Raw genomic sequence first — 13,350 nt, 5'->3', positions numbered from 1 at the left:
CAGGCTTGTTAACCGTGCACCGGATCTCACTCAAAGCTGATGCACAAAAGACCGGATACCGCCAAGCATCATCTCCACCGAGATCGCCACCAGCACGAGCCCCATCAAGCGCTCGAAGGCCATCATCGCGCGTTCGCCTAGCCACGCCTGAATCCGCTCCGCCAGCATCAGCACGATCGCGCAGACGACCATCGTGACAGTCAGTGCGCCGATCCACTCGAACATCTTGCCCGGCGCCTGCGACGTCAACAGCATCACCGTTGCGAGCGCCGACGGACCCGCCAGCGCCGGAATGGCGAGCGGCACGATGAGCGGCTCGCCGCCGCGCGTGTCGCCGCCGAACGGACCGTCCGGATGCGGAAACACCATCCTGAGCGCAATCAGGAACAGCACGATTCCACCGCCGATGCGCAACGACTGATCGGTCAGACTCATCATGCGCAAGAAGCGGTCGCCGACCACCATGAACACCAGCAGGATCGCGAAGGCGATCGCCACCTCACGAAGGATGACGATCGTGCGGCGCTTCGGCGACACGGCCCGCAGGCAACTGACAAAGAGCGGAATGTTGCCGAGCGGGTCAGTGATCAGAATCAGCAGGACGGTCGCGGACAGGAAGGTGTACTCCACCGTCCGCTCCGCTTAGCGCGCCAACGCGGCGCGAACCTTGCCGATCACCGTTTGCGCGGCGTCCTCGACCGGCAGCAGCGTCGCTTCGGCGTCGCGGCGGCCTTGATACTCAAGCTTGCCGTCCTTGAGACCACGATCGCCGATCACCAGACGATGCGGCACGCCAATCAGCTCCCAGTCGGCGAACATCACGCCAGGGCGCTCGCCGCGATCGTCGAGGATCACGTCGACGCCAGCTGCGACCAACTCCGCGTACAGCTTGTCGGCCTGTTCGCGCACGGCATCGCTGCGGTCATAACCCATCGGGCACAGCACGACCTCGAACGGCGCGATCGACTCCGGCCAGATGATGCCCTTGTCGTCAAAATTCTGTTCGATCGCCGCGCCCAGAATACGCGTGATGCCGACGCCGTAGCAGCCCATTTCCATGGGGCGCGGCTTGCCGGTTTCGTCGAGGCACGTGGCGTTCATCGCCTCCGAGTACTTCGTGCCGAGCTGGAACACGTGGCCGACTTCAATACCGCGGCAGATATCGAGCACGCCCTTGCCGTCCGGCGACGGGTCGCCCTTCTTCACGTTGCGAATATCGGCGACGACCGGCTCCGGCAGATCGCGGCCCCAGTTCACGCCGGTGGTGTGATAGTCCACCTCGTTCGAGCCGACCACGAAGTCGCTCATGTTCGCGACCGTGCGATCCGCGACGACCTTGACCGGCTTCTTCGTGTTGATCGGACCGAGGTAGCCCGGCGGCGTGCCGAACGTTTCGATAATCTCGGCTTCGGTCGCCATGCGGAAATCGGCGAGTCCCGGCAGCTTGCTCGCCTTGATTTCGTTCAGATCGTGGTCGCCGCGCAGCATCAGCAGCCAGATGGCCGGCTCGGCGCCTTCGTTTTCCGTGGCGAGGACGATCGACTTGATCGTGCGCTCGAGCGGAATGTTCAGCAGTTCAGCCACGGCTTCGCACTTCGCCTTGCCCGGTGTCGCAGTCTTCTTCATCGCCTCGGTCGGCGCCGCACGTTCCGCGTACTGCGGCAACGCTTCGGCCGCTTCGACGTTCGCTGCGAATTCCGAGGTCGGGCAATACGCGATCGCGTCTTCGCCCGTGTCGGCGATCACGTGGAATTCATGCGAGCCGCTGCCGCCGATCGAGCCGTTGTCCGCCGCCACCGCACGGAAATCCAGGCCGAGACGCGTGAAGATGCGCACATACGCGTCATACATCTTGCGATACGACTCGCGCAGACCTTCCGCGTCCTTGTCGAACGAGTACGCGTCTTTCATGATGAACTCGCGACCGCGCATCACGCCGAAACGCGGACGGATCTCGTCGCGGAACTTCGTCTGGATCTGATAGAAGTTCACCGGCAACTGGCGGTAGCTCTTGATCTGGCCGCGCGCGATATCCGTAACCACTTCTTCATGGGTCGGTCCAATCACGAAATCGGATTGCTTGCGATCCTTGACGCGCAGCAGCTCGGGGCCGTACTTTTCCCAACGGCCCGATTCCTGCCACAGTTCGGCCGGCTGCACCGCGGGCATCAGCAGTTCGATCGCGCCTGCCCGGTTCATTTCTTCGCGCACGATGGCTTCAACCTTGCGGATCGAACGCAGACCGACCGGCAGGTAGTTATAAATGCCACCGGCGACGCGGCGAATCATGCCGGCGCGCACCATGAGCTTGTGGCTGACAATCTCGGCGTCGGCGGGCGCTTCTTTCAGCGTGCCGATAAAGAAACGGGAAGCTTTCATTCAGATTTTCCAAAAGCGGCGGCTCCGGAGGGACCGCCCGAAAGGTGAAAACGGTGGGGAAATCGACACAGACCCGGCCTAGAGCCGGCACGGACTCGCCGGACACCCGGCTAGAGTCTCGCCAGAACCCGGCTCGGCTCCGGCGAATGGCACACACCTGTACCAGGCAAAACCCAAACAAACCCCCGGCAAAACCGGCCCGATCGCGGCGCTGAAACCGCCGCGCAAAGCCTTTGCAGCAAGGGGTAAGGCACGGAAAGGCTGTCAGGCTACCGCAAAAGCAGGCCTTTTGCGGCGAATCGTTCCAATCTGGTGCGAATCGGTGCGTCGGGTCCGTTATCTGTTTATAATCAAAGCAATTTTAAAGGATTCGAAGGTGGTTGTATGCTGGATCGTGAAGGCTTTCGCCCGAACGTCGGCATCATCCTCTTGAACGCGCACAACGAGGTGTTTTGGGGCAAACGGCTCCGTGAACATTCCTGGCAGTTTCCGCAAGGGGGCATCAAGTACGGAGAGACCCCCGTGCAAGCGATGTATCGGGAGTTACACGAAGAAACCGGGCTGCTTCCTGAGCACGTCAAGGTGATCGGTCGCACGCGCGACTGGTTGCGTTACGAGGTGCCTGACAAGTTCATCAAGCGCGAAGTACGCGGTCATTACCGCGGCCAGAAGCAAATCTGGTTTTTGCTCCGGATGGTTGGACGCGATTGCGACATCTGCTTGCGCGCCACCGACCACCCTGAGTTTGATGCGTGGCGCTGGAACGAGTACTGGGTGCCACTCGACTGTGTGATCGAGTTCAAGCGGGATGTGTATCAGTTGGCGCTGACGGAGCTATCCCGTTTCATGCGCCGGGCTGCGCCGCGTGCGGAAAAACCTGTCGGACACCATGGGCCCCGCTATCCCCGGATAGCGTCGTCAATGGAAAGTCCGCCGGATTCGACGATGATGACGGTCACCACCTCGGTGACCACACTCAGCATCGAAACGTCGATTCACACGACGATCGCGTCTGATTGCGGTCCGGGCTCCGGGTCGGTAGCCGAGGTTGGCTCCGGGTCGGAACACGAAGACGAATCGGATCGCGAAACCGCCGCCGGCTCGCTGTTCCGTCCCGGCGTACGCAATTAACAACTCTGTGCGGCTGCCCACGCCGCCTCTGCTGGCGCGGCTCGATGAGCCGTGCCAGTCTTTCGAGGAAACCATATTGAAAGCACTTGCTCTCGTCGTGGCGTGCGTCGCCACCGGCGCCCTGCTGGCTGGTTGCTCAAGCGCCGGCAAACCCACCAATCAGGACGACAGCACGTTTGCCTACCTGCTGGACCGGCCGAGCAATTGGGTTGAAAACAAGGTGGACACGTTACCGCCGCTGCCGCAAGACTCGAATCTGCTGCCTTTCGAGGTCTCTGGCAACACGCCGTTGCACTTCGCGATCGATAAAAATTCGCTTAGCGTCGGCACCGACGGCGTGGTGCGCTACACCGTCGTCGTCACGAGCTCGAGCGGCGCGCGCAACGTGAACTACGAAGGAATTCGCTGCGATACGTATGAATGGCGCCAGTACGCGGGGCTAAACGCCGATCACGACGGCTGGGACCAAACCGTCGCCAACGACTTCCGGCGTATCGAGAATGGCGCGCTGAACGCCTATCAGGCATCGCTGTATCAGGATTATTTCTGTGCGAACAAGATGCCGATCGGCAAAGCGCAGCAGATTGTCGAGAACATCCGCTACAAACGCACGCAAACCTCGCTGATTCACTAAGGCGGTTTTCGCGAATGTAAAAAAGCCGTTCCAGCTCACGCTGAAACGGCTTTTTTGTTAGTCGCGTGCCTTGCCCGGAAGTCAGACCAGCACAAGATTGTCGCGGTGGATCACCTCAGGCTCCAGCATATAGCCGAGCACCGATTCAATCTCGCCGCTCGGACGCCGCTGGATCAGCTTGGTTTCCGTGCTGCTGTAGTTCGTCAGGCCACGCGCCACTTCACGGCCTGTCGCGCTCAGGCAGGCGATCACTTCGCCGCGTGCAAACGCGCCCTGCACACCGACGATGCCGATCGGCAGCAAACTCTTGCCGCCTTCGGTCAGCTTTTCGACCGCGCCGTCGTCGATGACCACGTGGCCGCGCACTTGCAGGTGATCGGCCATCCACTGCTTGCGCGCCGCCATGCGTGCCGTGCGCGCGATCAGCTGCGTGCCGATCGCCTCGCCCGAGGCCAGCCGCGACAGCACATCCGCTTCACGCCCGCTCGCGATCACCGTATTGGCGCCGCTGTGCGCCGCGCGTTTGGCGGCGAGAATCTTGGTCAGCATGCCGCCGCGGCCCAGGCTCGAACCCGCTCCGCCCGCCATCGCTTCAAGTTCTGGCGCACCAGCATCCGCCTGCTGGACGAGCGTTGCGTTCGGATCCTTGCGCGGGTCGGCGGTAAAAAGTCCTTGCTGATCGGTGAGGATAATGAGCGCGTCGCCTTCGATCAGATTCGCGACCAGCGCGCCCAACGTGTCGTTGTCGCCGAACTTGATTTCGTCGGTGACGACCGTGTCGTTCTCGTTGATGATCGGCACAACGCCCAGACGCAGCAGCGTCAGCAACGTGGAACGCGCGTTCAGATAGCGTTCGCGGTCGGCCAGATCGGCGTGGGTCAGCAGAATCTGCGCGGTCTGGATCGAATGCTCGGCGAAGCGGCTTTCGTAGACCTGCGCGAGGCCCATTTGACCGACAGCCGCGGCCGCCTGCAATTCGTCGATTTCGCGTGGCCGCTTGGTCCAGCCGAGCCGCTGCATCCCTTCGGCAATGGCGCCCGAGCTGACCAGCACGACTTCTTTGCCTTGCGCGCGCAGTGCGGCAATCTGAGCGGCCCAGCGGCCGATCGCGGCATGATCGAGGCCGCGCCCGTCATTGGTGACGAGGCTGGAGCCAACTTTCACTACCAATCGCCGTGATTCTGCGATGACGGAACGCATTGTGCGCGGTCTCCCAAGATGACGCGTGATGCAGGCCGGCAGCCCTTGCAGCCCCCGGCGCTCAGGCTTGTTATTACTGCGGGTCGGCGGCGGAGTCGTCTGCGGCCGCAGCCGGCGTTTCCGGCTTCTCGCGGAAACGCACGTCAGCGGCGAGATCTTCCGCTTCGGCCGCGCGCTGCGCGTCTGAATGCGCAGCGATGTGGTCATACACCGCGTAGCAAAGACTCTCGCAACCCTGGCCGGTCAGCGCCGAGATTTCGAACACTGGGCCATCCCAGCCGAAGCCTTCAAGGAATGCCGACACGCGCGCTTCGCGCTCGTCTTCGGGCACCATATCGAGCTTGTTCAGCACGAGCCAGCGGGTTTTCTCATAGAGCAGTTCGTCATATTTGCGCAGCTCGTTGACGATCGCCTTGGCTTCCGCGACCGGATCAACCGCCTCGTCAAACGGCGCGAGGTCGACGATGTGCAGCAGCAGGCCGGTACGCTGCAGGTGGCGCAGGAACTGGTGACCGAGACCGGCGCCTTCCGCCGCGCCTTCGATCAAGCCAGGAATGTCGGCAATCACGAAGCTGCGGCTCGGCCCGACACGCACCACGCCGAGATTCGGCGCGAGCGTCGTGAACGGATAATCCGCAATCTTCGGCCGTGCGTTCGACACCGACGAGATGAAGGTCGACTTGCCGGCATTCGGCATGCCGAGCAGACCGACGTCGGCCAGCACCTTCAGTTCGAGGCGCACCATGCGGCGCTCGCCGGGCTTGCCGTCGGTCTTTTGACGCGGCGCGCGGTTCGTACTGGATTTGAAATGCAGGTTACCGAGACCGCCCGCTCCGCCTTGCGCGATCTGCACGCTCTGGTTGTGCTCGGTCAAGTCGGCGATCAGCTCGCCGGTTTCCATATCGGAAATGGTCGTGCCGACCGGCATGCGCAGCGTGATATCGTCGCCGCCCTTGCCGTAGCAATCCGCGCCGCGGCCGTTTTCGCCGTTGCGCGCCAAATGTTTTTTCGCGTAGCGGTAGTCGATCAGCGTGTTGATGTTGCGGTCTGCGACCGCGATCACGCTGCCGCCCCGGCCGCCGTCGCCGCCATCCGGGCCGCCGAACGGAACGAATTTCTCGCGGCGCATCGACGCGCTGCCATCCCCTCCGTCGCCGGCGATGACTTCAATCCTCGCTTCGTCAATGAACTTCATGCGTAACTCCGTCCCGTGGTGTGCTGCTAGATGGTGCTGCTGGGTTGATGCTTTCAGATGATGCTATTTTGCCGCGCCCGCCGTGCGGTGAGCAATCAGCCGATCGGCTAATCGCGCCGACATGGCCATTCGATCCGCCCATTCTTCGGACAAAAAGCGCTGCAATAAAAAAAGCCCCGCGAACTTCGCGGGGCCTTTTTCCGGTCCTGAAGCCCGTGCCTGATTAAACTCAGACTGCTGCCGGGACGACGTTGACCATGTGCTTCTTCGCTGCGCCCTTCGTCGAGAAATTGACGTGGCCGTCCGTCAGCGCGAACAAGGTGTGATCCTTGCCGATACCGACGTTTTCGCCCGGGTGCATACGCGTACCACGTTGACGAACGATGATGCCGCCAGCGTTGATAGCCTGACCGCCGTAAACCTTCACGCCAAGGCGCTTCGATTCGGAGTCACGGCCGTTGCGGGATGATCCGCCTGCCTTTTTGTGTGCCATTTGATTTGCTCCTTAACCGTTGCGCTTACGCGTTGATCGCGTCGATGCGCAGTTCGGTATAGTTCTGGCGGTGGCCGCCATGCTTCTGGTAGTGCTTCCGGCGACGCATCTTGAAGATGGTCACTTTTGCGTGACGACCTTGCGACACGACGGTAGCCTTGACGGAAGCCCCACTGACCAGCGGCGTACCGAACTTAATCGATTCACCTTCGCCCACTGCGAGAACCTGGTCGAGCGTGATTTCAGCGTCAATGTCTGCCGGTATCTGTTCTACTTTAAGTTTTTCGCCGACGGCAACTTTATACTGCTTGCCACCGGTTTTTATGACCGCGTACATTGAGAACCTCACTCTGTGTTCATTTTTCCCACGCACCGCGCGCGGAAACCCGTGATTATACATAGAGTTAGCTACTCGGTCAAAACTCATTGAGAGTTGCCGTGCGCGCCGCCCGGTGCCTCGCCGTCCGGCCCCGGCACGCGGCCTTGCCGCCGCCTTCGTCGCGCCGTGCCGCAGCCTGCGACCCGGAACTGCCGCGATTCGCCTTATAATTCGCGGCACTACCCAATTCAGCCATCATGTCGTCGACTGCCACCCCCTCCTCCAACGCCGCCAGCCTGCTCGCTCCGATCGCCGAAGACATGCAGCAGGTCAATCGCGTCATACGGCACCGTCTGGCTTCCGACGTGATGCTGATCAATCAGATCTCCGAGTACATCATCAGCGCCGGGGGCAAACGGCTGCGGCCCGCGCTGCTGCTGCTGGTGGCGGGCGCGCTGGGCGAGACCACCGGGCATCGGCATGAACTGGCCGCGGTGGTGGAATTCATCCACACGGCCACGCTGCTGCACGACGACGTGGTCGACGAGTCCGATCTGCGGCGCGGCCGCCAGACCGCCAACGCGCTGTTCGGCAACGCCGCGAGCGTGCTGGTCGGCGACTTCCTGTACTCGCGCTCGTTCCAGATGATGGTGGGCGTGGGCAAGATGCGCGTGATGGAAATCCTGTCGGAGGCGACCAACATCATCTCCGAGGGCGAAGTGCTGCAGTTGTTGAACATGCACGACGCCGACGTGGACGAAGCGCGCTACATGCAGGTGATCCGCTACAAAACCGCCAAGCTGTTCGAAGCCGCCGCTCAACTCGGCGCCGTGCTGGCCGGTTCGGATGCAAAAACCGAAGCCGCGGCGGCGGAATTCGGCCGCCGTATCGGCACCGCGTTCCAGATCATGGACGACTGGCTCGACTACACGGGCACGGCTGAATCAATGGGTAAGAACGCTGGCGACGATCTGCGCGAAGGCAAGCCCACGCTCCCGCTGATTTACCTGATCGAACGGGGTACGCCTGAACAGTCGGCGCTTGCGCGGGAAGCCATCGAGCAAGGCGGCACGGACCGTTTCGACACTATTTTCGAAGCGATCACGCGCTCCGGCGCGCTAGACCACACCCTCGAGTGTGCGAAGCAGGAAGCGCTCGCCGCAGCTGCAGCAATTTCTTCATTTCCCGATTCCATTTTCAAAGATAGCCTGCTAGAATTATGTTCTTACTCGACGGCAAGACAGTCTTGAACGGGACTGAAACACCGTAGGAGTCCAGCAGTACAAATCGGGGTGTAGCTTAGCCTGGTAGAGCGCTACGTTCGGGACGTAGAGGCCGGAGGTTCGAATCCTCTCACCCCGACCAATTCAACCTGTTGATTGGTCAAGCAGTTTCCGCCAATCCCAGCACTGACGGGCCACATGCCCTTTGTGGATGCTACACAGAGGGCTCCATGTGTACCCATCTCCAGAAGCGTGACGGTCGGTATTACTTCCGCCGTCGCGTTCCTCTCGATCTAGTTCCACTCCTCTGTAAGACAGAAATCTCGAAGGCTCTTGGTACGTCCAATCGCGCCGAGGCCATCCGGTTATGTCGCGCCGAAAGCCTGAGCACGGACGAACAGTTCGCGTCGTTGCGTTCCTCGAAACGTTCGGACCCTCCCGCGCCCGATCCCGTCTCCAGCAAGGTACAGTCCATCCTCGCCGCCGACGCCCCTGAGCCTATCCCGCATTGGGCGGTCCCGCCTGAATACACCGGTCCCACGTACTACGACGAGGAATACGAACGCATCCAGCAGCTTATTGCGGACGCCCGGGACGAAGGGGTAGACGAGGACGCGCTCATCGCTGAGGAGAACGCGATCCTGCAACGGATGTACATAGAACGTGAGGCCCTCCGACGCCTTAAGGCCGAGGAGGCAGCCATGCCGCAGGCTATCCACCAAGCCATCGAGAGGCCGCAGCGGCGCCCCGCCAGCAAGTCCGCGCTGTACCTCCCTGCCCTTATCGACGCATGGGCCAAGGAGCGCACGCCGGATGCTCGCACTGTCCGCAAAGCGGAGTTGGTCGCTCGCCGCTTCCGTGCGATGGTTGATCTAATCCCAGTCCCATCAATCGAGCGCCGCCACGCCATCGCCTTCAAAGATGCGCTGCTTGCCTCCGGGCAATCGGCGTCCAACACGAACAAGCAGCTTGAACTGCTCTCGGTCCTGCTCAACTTCGCCTGTGCCAATGAGATGACCGAGACGAACGCGGCGCAGGGCATACGCGTACTGGTCAAGAAGGGCGCAAAGGCCAAGGCCCGCATCTCGTTCAGCCTGCCCGCCTTGCAGGCGATCTTCTCCAGTCCCGTCTACGCTGAGGACTTCCGCACGGCTGGCGGCGCGGGCGAAGCCGCGTACTGGCTCCCCCTGCTTGGTCTGCTGACCGGCGCACGGCTTGAGGAGTTGTGTCAGCTAGCACCCGATGATGTATCCGAAGAAACCTACCTCGACGCCACCGGCACAAGGCGCACCGTCTGGTGTATGCGATTCGTCCATAACGAGGAGCGCGGCCAAGGCGTCAAGAATGCAGGCAGTGTCCGCCGCATCCCAATCCACCCGGACCTGCTCGCCCTTGGCTTCGTGGAGTACGCGCACAACCACAAGGGCAAGCCCCGCATCTTCCCTCATCTCAAGCCGAACAAGTACGGCGAGGAGTCGGCGCAGTGGTCGAAGTGGTTCGGCAAGTACCTTCGTGGCCCGTGCGGCGTCACCGACGAGCGCATGGTGTTCCACTCGTTCCGGCACGGCTTCAAGGATGTCTGCCGCGAGTGCAGTATCGGCAAGGACTTAGCGGACGCCATACAAGGTCACGATGACGGCGACGCCTCCAGTGACTACGGCGGCGAGTTTTACCCGCTGCGCCCGCTGGTCGAAGCCATGTCGCGATTCCGCATCCACGACCTGACTATTCCCGGCCTGAATGCAACGCTGCTGCCCGCCCTACAGTTTTAGCCACGTGGCAGCGCGGAAGCAGGCGGCAAAGAAAGCCGCCGCAGCCAAGAACGAGCCACCCCCGATCAGAAACGGCCCCAACATGCCCCAACGACGGTGGCTCTCCTGAATCTCAATCGTTTCGTCGATCAAGCGCGAGATCGCTACTCGAAGCTTCGCGGTGTCAGTACGGGTATCGGGTATCTCCATGTCGAGCCACCATGTGGGCAGTGAGCAATGCGTCGATTATGCCGGACCCGAGCGCGCCCGGCAGCTTGTCGCTCGCGTATCGTTCAAACTAGCACACACATTGATTAATTCGTCTGTGTGCGCCGTCAGCCAAGGCTTCAGGCGGTTCGGAATGCGTGCAAAGTGCGACCCTGAATCTAGTCCACTGGGAACAGCATCCGCATCAGCACGCCTTCAGGATCAGGCACATCATCGAACCCGGACCAGCCCGCCCATCGCAGCGCCAATGGCAAACCGGGCGCACCGTTCGCCGCAATCTCGCGCACCTTCTCCAGCGGATCAGGGAACGTCGATAGCCATGCCCCGAAGTCGGGCACGTCGAGCCCACGCCAGCCCGTAGCCGATACCTTCAGCTTGTCGGACTTCGGCACTCGCCGCGCCGTAACGCCTCCGTGTGAGAACGTCTCAAAACCCTCTCCAGTCGTGTCCGCATGCTTCTCTGCTTGCGCGATTTCCTGTAGCTCGCGCCTGCGCGCACCGCTCATCAGGGGCACTTCGCCCCGCTCGACGCGCCAGCGTGTGCCGTCGCCCACCGCCACGCGCTCGAACTTCCAGCCCGGCTTACGGCAGCCGATACAGGAACCGTTCGAGACGCGGTAATGCCAGCCTCCACACTTCGGGCAGTGTGAGCCAACGAACTTGGACTGGCCCCGAAGCCACGCTTCGAAACGTCCACTGGAGACGCCGCCCGCAATCTGCCGCGACCACACCCGCTGGCAACGCGAGCAGCCGCGCACATGCTCACGGATGATCTGGCCTTGCGGCGGCGCGGCAAGCGCCGATGCAGCCCGCGCCTTCCGCTCTGTCGGCAGGTAGCCGTTACGCGGGTTCACGCAATGCGGCCCCGCTTTAGGCTCGTGCCTAGTTCTGCGAAATCCCTTAGGTGGTGCCATCCGCTGCCTCATCCCCCACATTGTTCATCGTTAATCCGTCACCGTGCGTCTGCGCATGGGCGCACGCCTGCGCGGCGCTCCGGTTCCACTCCGCATCCAGTTCATCGGTAGCCGCACCAGCGTCAACCGGCTCCAGCGCGGCCAAAATGGCGAGCAGGTCTTCCGGCTCTCCCCCCGCAGGTGGCACCTCGTGCTCGTTGCGTTCCAGCACCCCGCCATTCTTCATCACGTGGTCGGACTTCCAACGGTTCCAATACTCCACGCGCCGCCGCCGCTTCTCGTCAGGGGTCCGCTCCACACGCACGCGCTCGACCTCATCCTGCTCAGCAGAACGCTTGACTCGCTGCCGCGCCCCAACAGGACGGCCAGCCCTGGCCCGCCTACCGCCGCGAGGCTTCGCTGGCCTCACCGTCATCCAGGTAGGGACGGAGCCATACGCGAGCCTGACGAAGTCGATCACGTCAGCCTGTAGGGTTGGCGTCTGCCCGTCGAACAGCCGCCGCAGTGCATCCAGCTTGCCCAGCGGGTGCGCGTCATCGTCGGCGGGGAAGGCCACGGCACGCGAGACCGCAGCCGCTAGCCCTGACTTCGGTACAGTGTCAGTGTCCTCGTTCAGCATCTTCTTCTCCAGCCTGAAGGTACCGGGCGGCATGCATAGGCCACGCATCGTTGGGCCGAAGGCAAAGTGCGCAATGCGCCGGATGAACGGTCTGAGCTTCCGCGTCTCCGCAGCCCGGATAGCGTCGATCAGGGCGGTCCGGTTCCACGGATGCTCATCGCTGAAGTACGTGTGCCCCGCAACATGACAAGCCAACCGGAACGCGTACAGCGCATCCTCCCGACTATCAATGGCCGGTCGCCTGTAGCCCCTCGGTAGCAGCTTGCCGAGTTCCTTCTCCGCCTCGGCAACGATCCCGTCCAGCGTCGGCCTCTCCGCAGCCCGACGCCACGCCTCGGCCGCCAGCGCGTCCGCAATGGTGTCCCGGCCTTGCTTCCGCCTGCGCACCCGCGCCTCGTGCGCCTTCTGCTCCTCCACCGTAGGTAGCTCGACGGCCAGCAGTCGCGCCTCATACGCCTTGTGGTCAATCATGGTTTTGGCTCGTCTCTGCGCTGGTGGAGTCATGCAGCAGTCCGGCAGCACGCAGGGCGCGTGCAATAGTCGGCCTCGTGGTCTTCAGCGTGTCGGCGATCTGGCTGTACGTCATGCCCCGTTGCTTCAGGTCAACAATCCTGCGGTGCATGTCGGCATCTGCCTTGCGGCCCGCGTAGCCCTTCTGAGTCGTCTCGCCGCGTGCGTCCCGTGCCTGCCTGTCGGCAACGCCCTGCGCAGCCCTTGCGCGCCGCATCTCGTAATCCTCGCGAGCCTTCGCCGCCGCGATCTCGATCATCAAGTCATTCACCATCTCATGCGCCGCGTCTGCGATCCAGTCGCGCCGCGCCGACTGAGTTTGCGTCAAGCGTGCGTGAGTACTGTCCAGCCACTTCGCGACAACTACTACGCCCTTCGCCTTGATCTCGTCGCGTAGCTCCTTCCAGTCCTCCAGCTTCAGGCGCGTCAGACGATCAATGGCTTCTACTAGCAGCACGTCGCCACGCTTCGCCTCAACGAGCAGACGGCGCAACTCGTCCCGGTCGGCGGTCGCTCCGCTCGCGTTCTCGACGTAGTACGTGTCGATGTGCGCGCCTTTCTCCGCAGCCCACACCGTCAAGTCATCTTTAGCGCGGCTGGCGTTCTGGTCGGCGGTCGATGCACGCAGATAAGCGCGGACGGTCATTCGCACCTCAGGTAATGTTTAGGTGTGTGAATCGTAACTAGTAACGTATGGGTTGTCAACGTACGATTACCGTAACCGCTAGGCCTGTCGTTCTCCGGTAACGTTGAG

The 13,350-nt window shown here is 62.3% G+C and carries 14 protein-coding genes and 1 tRNA gene; 5 read left to right on the top strand and 10 right to left on the bottom strand.

Translation table 11 applies throughout. The features are described from left to right. Positions 1-30 precede the first annotated feature (30 nt). Together B0G76_RS01255 and B0G76_RS01250 are read right to left on the bottom strand one after the other, a co-directional pair. Positions 31-630 carry a MarC family protein gene (locus B0G76_RS01255; RefSeq protein ID WP_120289447.1) on the bottom strand — a complete coding sequence of 200 codons (600 nt, stop codon included), beginning with the start codon at positions 628-630 and terminating at the stop codon, positions 31-33. 12 nt (positions 631-642) lie between these two features. After that, positions 643-2,379 (bottom strand): proline--tRNA ligase, encoded by a 1,737-nt coding sequence (locus B0G76_RS01250; protein ID WP_120289445.1) that lies wholly within the window; start codon positions 2,377-2,379, stop codon positions 643-645. 384 nt (positions 2,380-2,763) lie between these two features. On the opposite strand from B0G76_RS01250, the gene B0G76_RS01245 reads away from it, so the two are divergent. Beyond that, complete coding sequence (locus tag B0G76_RS01245; protein WP_120289443.1) at positions 2,764-3,510, top strand: RNA pyrophosphohydrolase; 747 nt, start codon at positions 2,764-2,766, stop codon at positions 3,508-3,510. A 76-nt stretch (positions 3,511-3,586) separates the two neighbouring features. Continuing rightward, positions 3,587-4,144 carry a CNP1-like family protein gene (locus B0G76_RS01240; RefSeq protein ID WP_120296127.1) on the top strand — a complete coding sequence of 186 codons (558 nt, stop codon included), beginning with the start codon at positions 3,587-3,589 and terminating at the stop codon, positions 4,142-4,144. 81 nt (positions 4,145-4,225) lie between these two features. Here the strand turns inward: B0G76_RS01240 and proB are convergent, their stop codons facing one another. From proB to rplU, 4 genes are all read right to left on the bottom strand, one after another. After that, a complete protein-coding gene (gene proB, locus B0G76_RS01235) occupies positions 4,226-5,344 on the bottom strand; it encodes a glutamate 5-kinase (RefSeq protein ID WP_120289441.1) in 1,119 nt (372 codons plus the stop codon). A gap of 73 nt (positions 5,345-5,417) precedes the next feature. After that, a complete protein-coding gene (gene cgtA / locus B0G76_RS01230; RefSeq protein WP_120289439.1) occupies positions 5,418-6,539 on the bottom strand; it encodes an Obg family GTPase CgtA in 1,122 nt (373 codons plus the stop codon). A gap of 229 nt (positions 6,540-6,768) precedes the next feature. Further along, complete coding sequence (rpmA, locus tag B0G76_RS01225; RefSeq protein ID WP_007180330.1) at positions 6,769-7,032, bottom strand: 50S ribosomal protein L27; 264 nt, start codon at positions 7,030-7,032, stop codon at positions 6,769-6,771. Positions 7,033-7,057: 25 nt separating this feature from the next. Beyond that, complete coding sequence (gene rplU, locus B0G76_RS01220; RefSeq protein WP_007180329.1) at positions 7,058-7,369, bottom strand: 50S ribosomal protein L21; 312 nt, start codon at positions 7,367-7,369, stop codon at positions 7,058-7,060. A 239-nt stretch (positions 7,370-7,608) separates the two neighbouring features. Here rplU and B0G76_RS01215 point away from each other — a divergent pair, with 239 nt between their 5' ends. The 3 genes from B0G76_RS01215 to B0G76_RS01205 all read left to right on the top strand — a co-directional run bounded on the left by B0G76_RS01215 (position 7,609) and on the right by B0G76_RS01205 (position 10,346). Continuing rightward, positions 7,609-8,601 carry a polyprenyl synthetase family protein gene (locus B0G76_RS01215; RefSeq protein WP_120289437.1) on the top strand — a complete coding sequence of 331 codons (993 nt, stop codon included), beginning with the start codon at positions 7,609-7,611 and terminating at the stop codon, positions 8,599-8,601. A gap of 38 nt (positions 8,602-8,639) precedes the next feature. Next, a tRNA-Pro gene (locus B0G76_RS01210) sits at positions 8,640-8,716 on the top strand. Positions 8,717-8,804: 88 nt separating this feature from the next. Then, the gene (locus B0G76_RS01205) at positions 8,805-10,346 is read left to right on the top strand and encodes a site-specific integrase (RefSeq protein ID WP_120289435.1); all 1,542 of its coding nucleotides are present in this window, start codon (positions 8,805-8,807) and stop codon (positions 10,344-10,346) included. Here B0G76_RS01205 and B0G76_RS01200 read toward each other — a convergent pair. From B0G76_RS01200 to B0G76_RS01185, 4 genes are all read right to left on the bottom strand, one after another. Further along, positions 10,335-10,535, bottom strand: a complete 201-nt coding sequence (locus B0G76_RS01200; protein ID WP_120289433.1) for a hypothetical protein — start codon at positions 10,533-10,535, stop codon at positions 10,335-10,337. The two genes, B0G76_RS01205 and B0G76_RS01200, sit on opposite strands and share 12 nt — an antisense overlap. Positions 10,536-10,711: 176 nt before the next feature. Then, complete coding sequence (locus tag B0G76_RS01195) at positions 10,712-11,407, bottom strand: hypothetical protein (RefSeq protein WP_120289431.1); 696 nt, start codon at positions 11,405-11,407, stop codon at positions 10,712-10,714. 46 nt (positions 11,408-11,453) lie between these two features. Next, the gene (locus tag B0G76_RS01190; protein ID WP_120289429.1) at positions 11,454-12,557 is read right to left on the bottom strand and encodes a hypothetical protein; all 1,104 of its coding nucleotides are present in this window, start codon (positions 12,555-12,557) and stop codon (positions 11,454-11,456) included. Continuing rightward, positions 12,550-13,242, bottom strand: a complete 693-nt coding sequence (locus tag B0G76_RS01185) for a recombinase family protein (protein WP_120289427.1) — start codon at positions 13,240-13,242, stop codon at positions 12,550-12,552. Before B0G76_RS01185 ends, B0G76_RS01190 begins: the two co-directional genes overlap by 8 nt. Positions 13,243-13,350: the final 108 nt, after the last annotated feature.

Origin of the sequence: Paraburkholderia sp. BL23I1N1 (assembly GCF_003610295.1) — a bacterium.
Lineage (GTDB): Bacteria > Pseudomonadota > Gammaproteobacteria > Burkholderiales > Burkholderiaceae > Paraburkholderia.
Note: the sequence above shows the minus strand (reverse complement) of the source record. Positions and strands in the feature narration are given on the sequence as shown.

What these genes read in the sequence shown, in the direction of transcription:
- cgtA (WP_120289439.1), bottom strand. Translation starts at nt 6,539, where the DNA reads ATGAAGTTCATTGACGAAGCGAGGATTGAAGTCATCGCCGGCGACGGA.
- proB (WP_120289441.1), bottom strand. Translation starts at nt 5,344, where the DNA reads ATGCGTTCCGTCATCGCAGAATCACGGCGATTGGTAGTGAAAGTTGGC.
- B0G76_RS01190 (WP_120289429.1), bottom strand. Translation starts at nt 12,557, where the DNA reads ATGATTGACCACAAGGCGTATGAGGCGCGACTGCTGGCCGTCGAGCTA.
- B0G76_RS01200 (WP_120289433.1), bottom strand. Translation starts at nt 10,535, where the DNA reads ATGGAGATACCCGATACCCGTACTGACACCGCGAAGCTTCGAGTAGCG.
- B0G76_RS01250 (WP_120289445.1), bottom strand. Translation starts at nt 2,379, where the DNA reads ATGAAAGCTTCCCGTTTCTTTATCGGCACGCTGAAAGAAGCGCCCGCC.
- B0G76_RS01185 (WP_120289427.1), bottom strand. Translation starts at nt 13,242, where the DNA reads ATGACCGTCCGCGCTTATCTGCGTGCATCGACCGCCGACCAGAACGCC.
- B0G76_RS01245 (WP_120289443.1), top strand. Translation starts at nt 2,764, where the DNA reads ATGCTGGATCGTGAAGGCTTTCGCCCGAACGTCGGCATCATCCTCTTG.
- rpmA (WP_007180330.1), bottom strand. Translation starts at nt 7,032, where the DNA reads ATGGCACACAAAAAGGCAGGCGGATCATCCCGCAACGGCCGTGACTCC.
- B0G76_RS01205 (WP_120289435.1), top strand. Translation starts at nt 8,805, where the DNA reads ATGTGTACCCATCTCCAGAAGCGTGACGGTCGGTATTACTTCCGCCGT.
- B0G76_RS01215 (WP_120289437.1), top strand. Translation starts at nt 7,609, where the DNA reads ATGTCGTCGACTGCCACCCCCTCCTCCAACGCCGCCAGCCTGCTCGCT.
- rplU (WP_007180329.1), bottom strand. Translation starts at nt 7,369, where the DNA reads ATGTACGCGGTCATAAAAACCGGTGGCAAGCAGTATAAAGTTGCCGTC.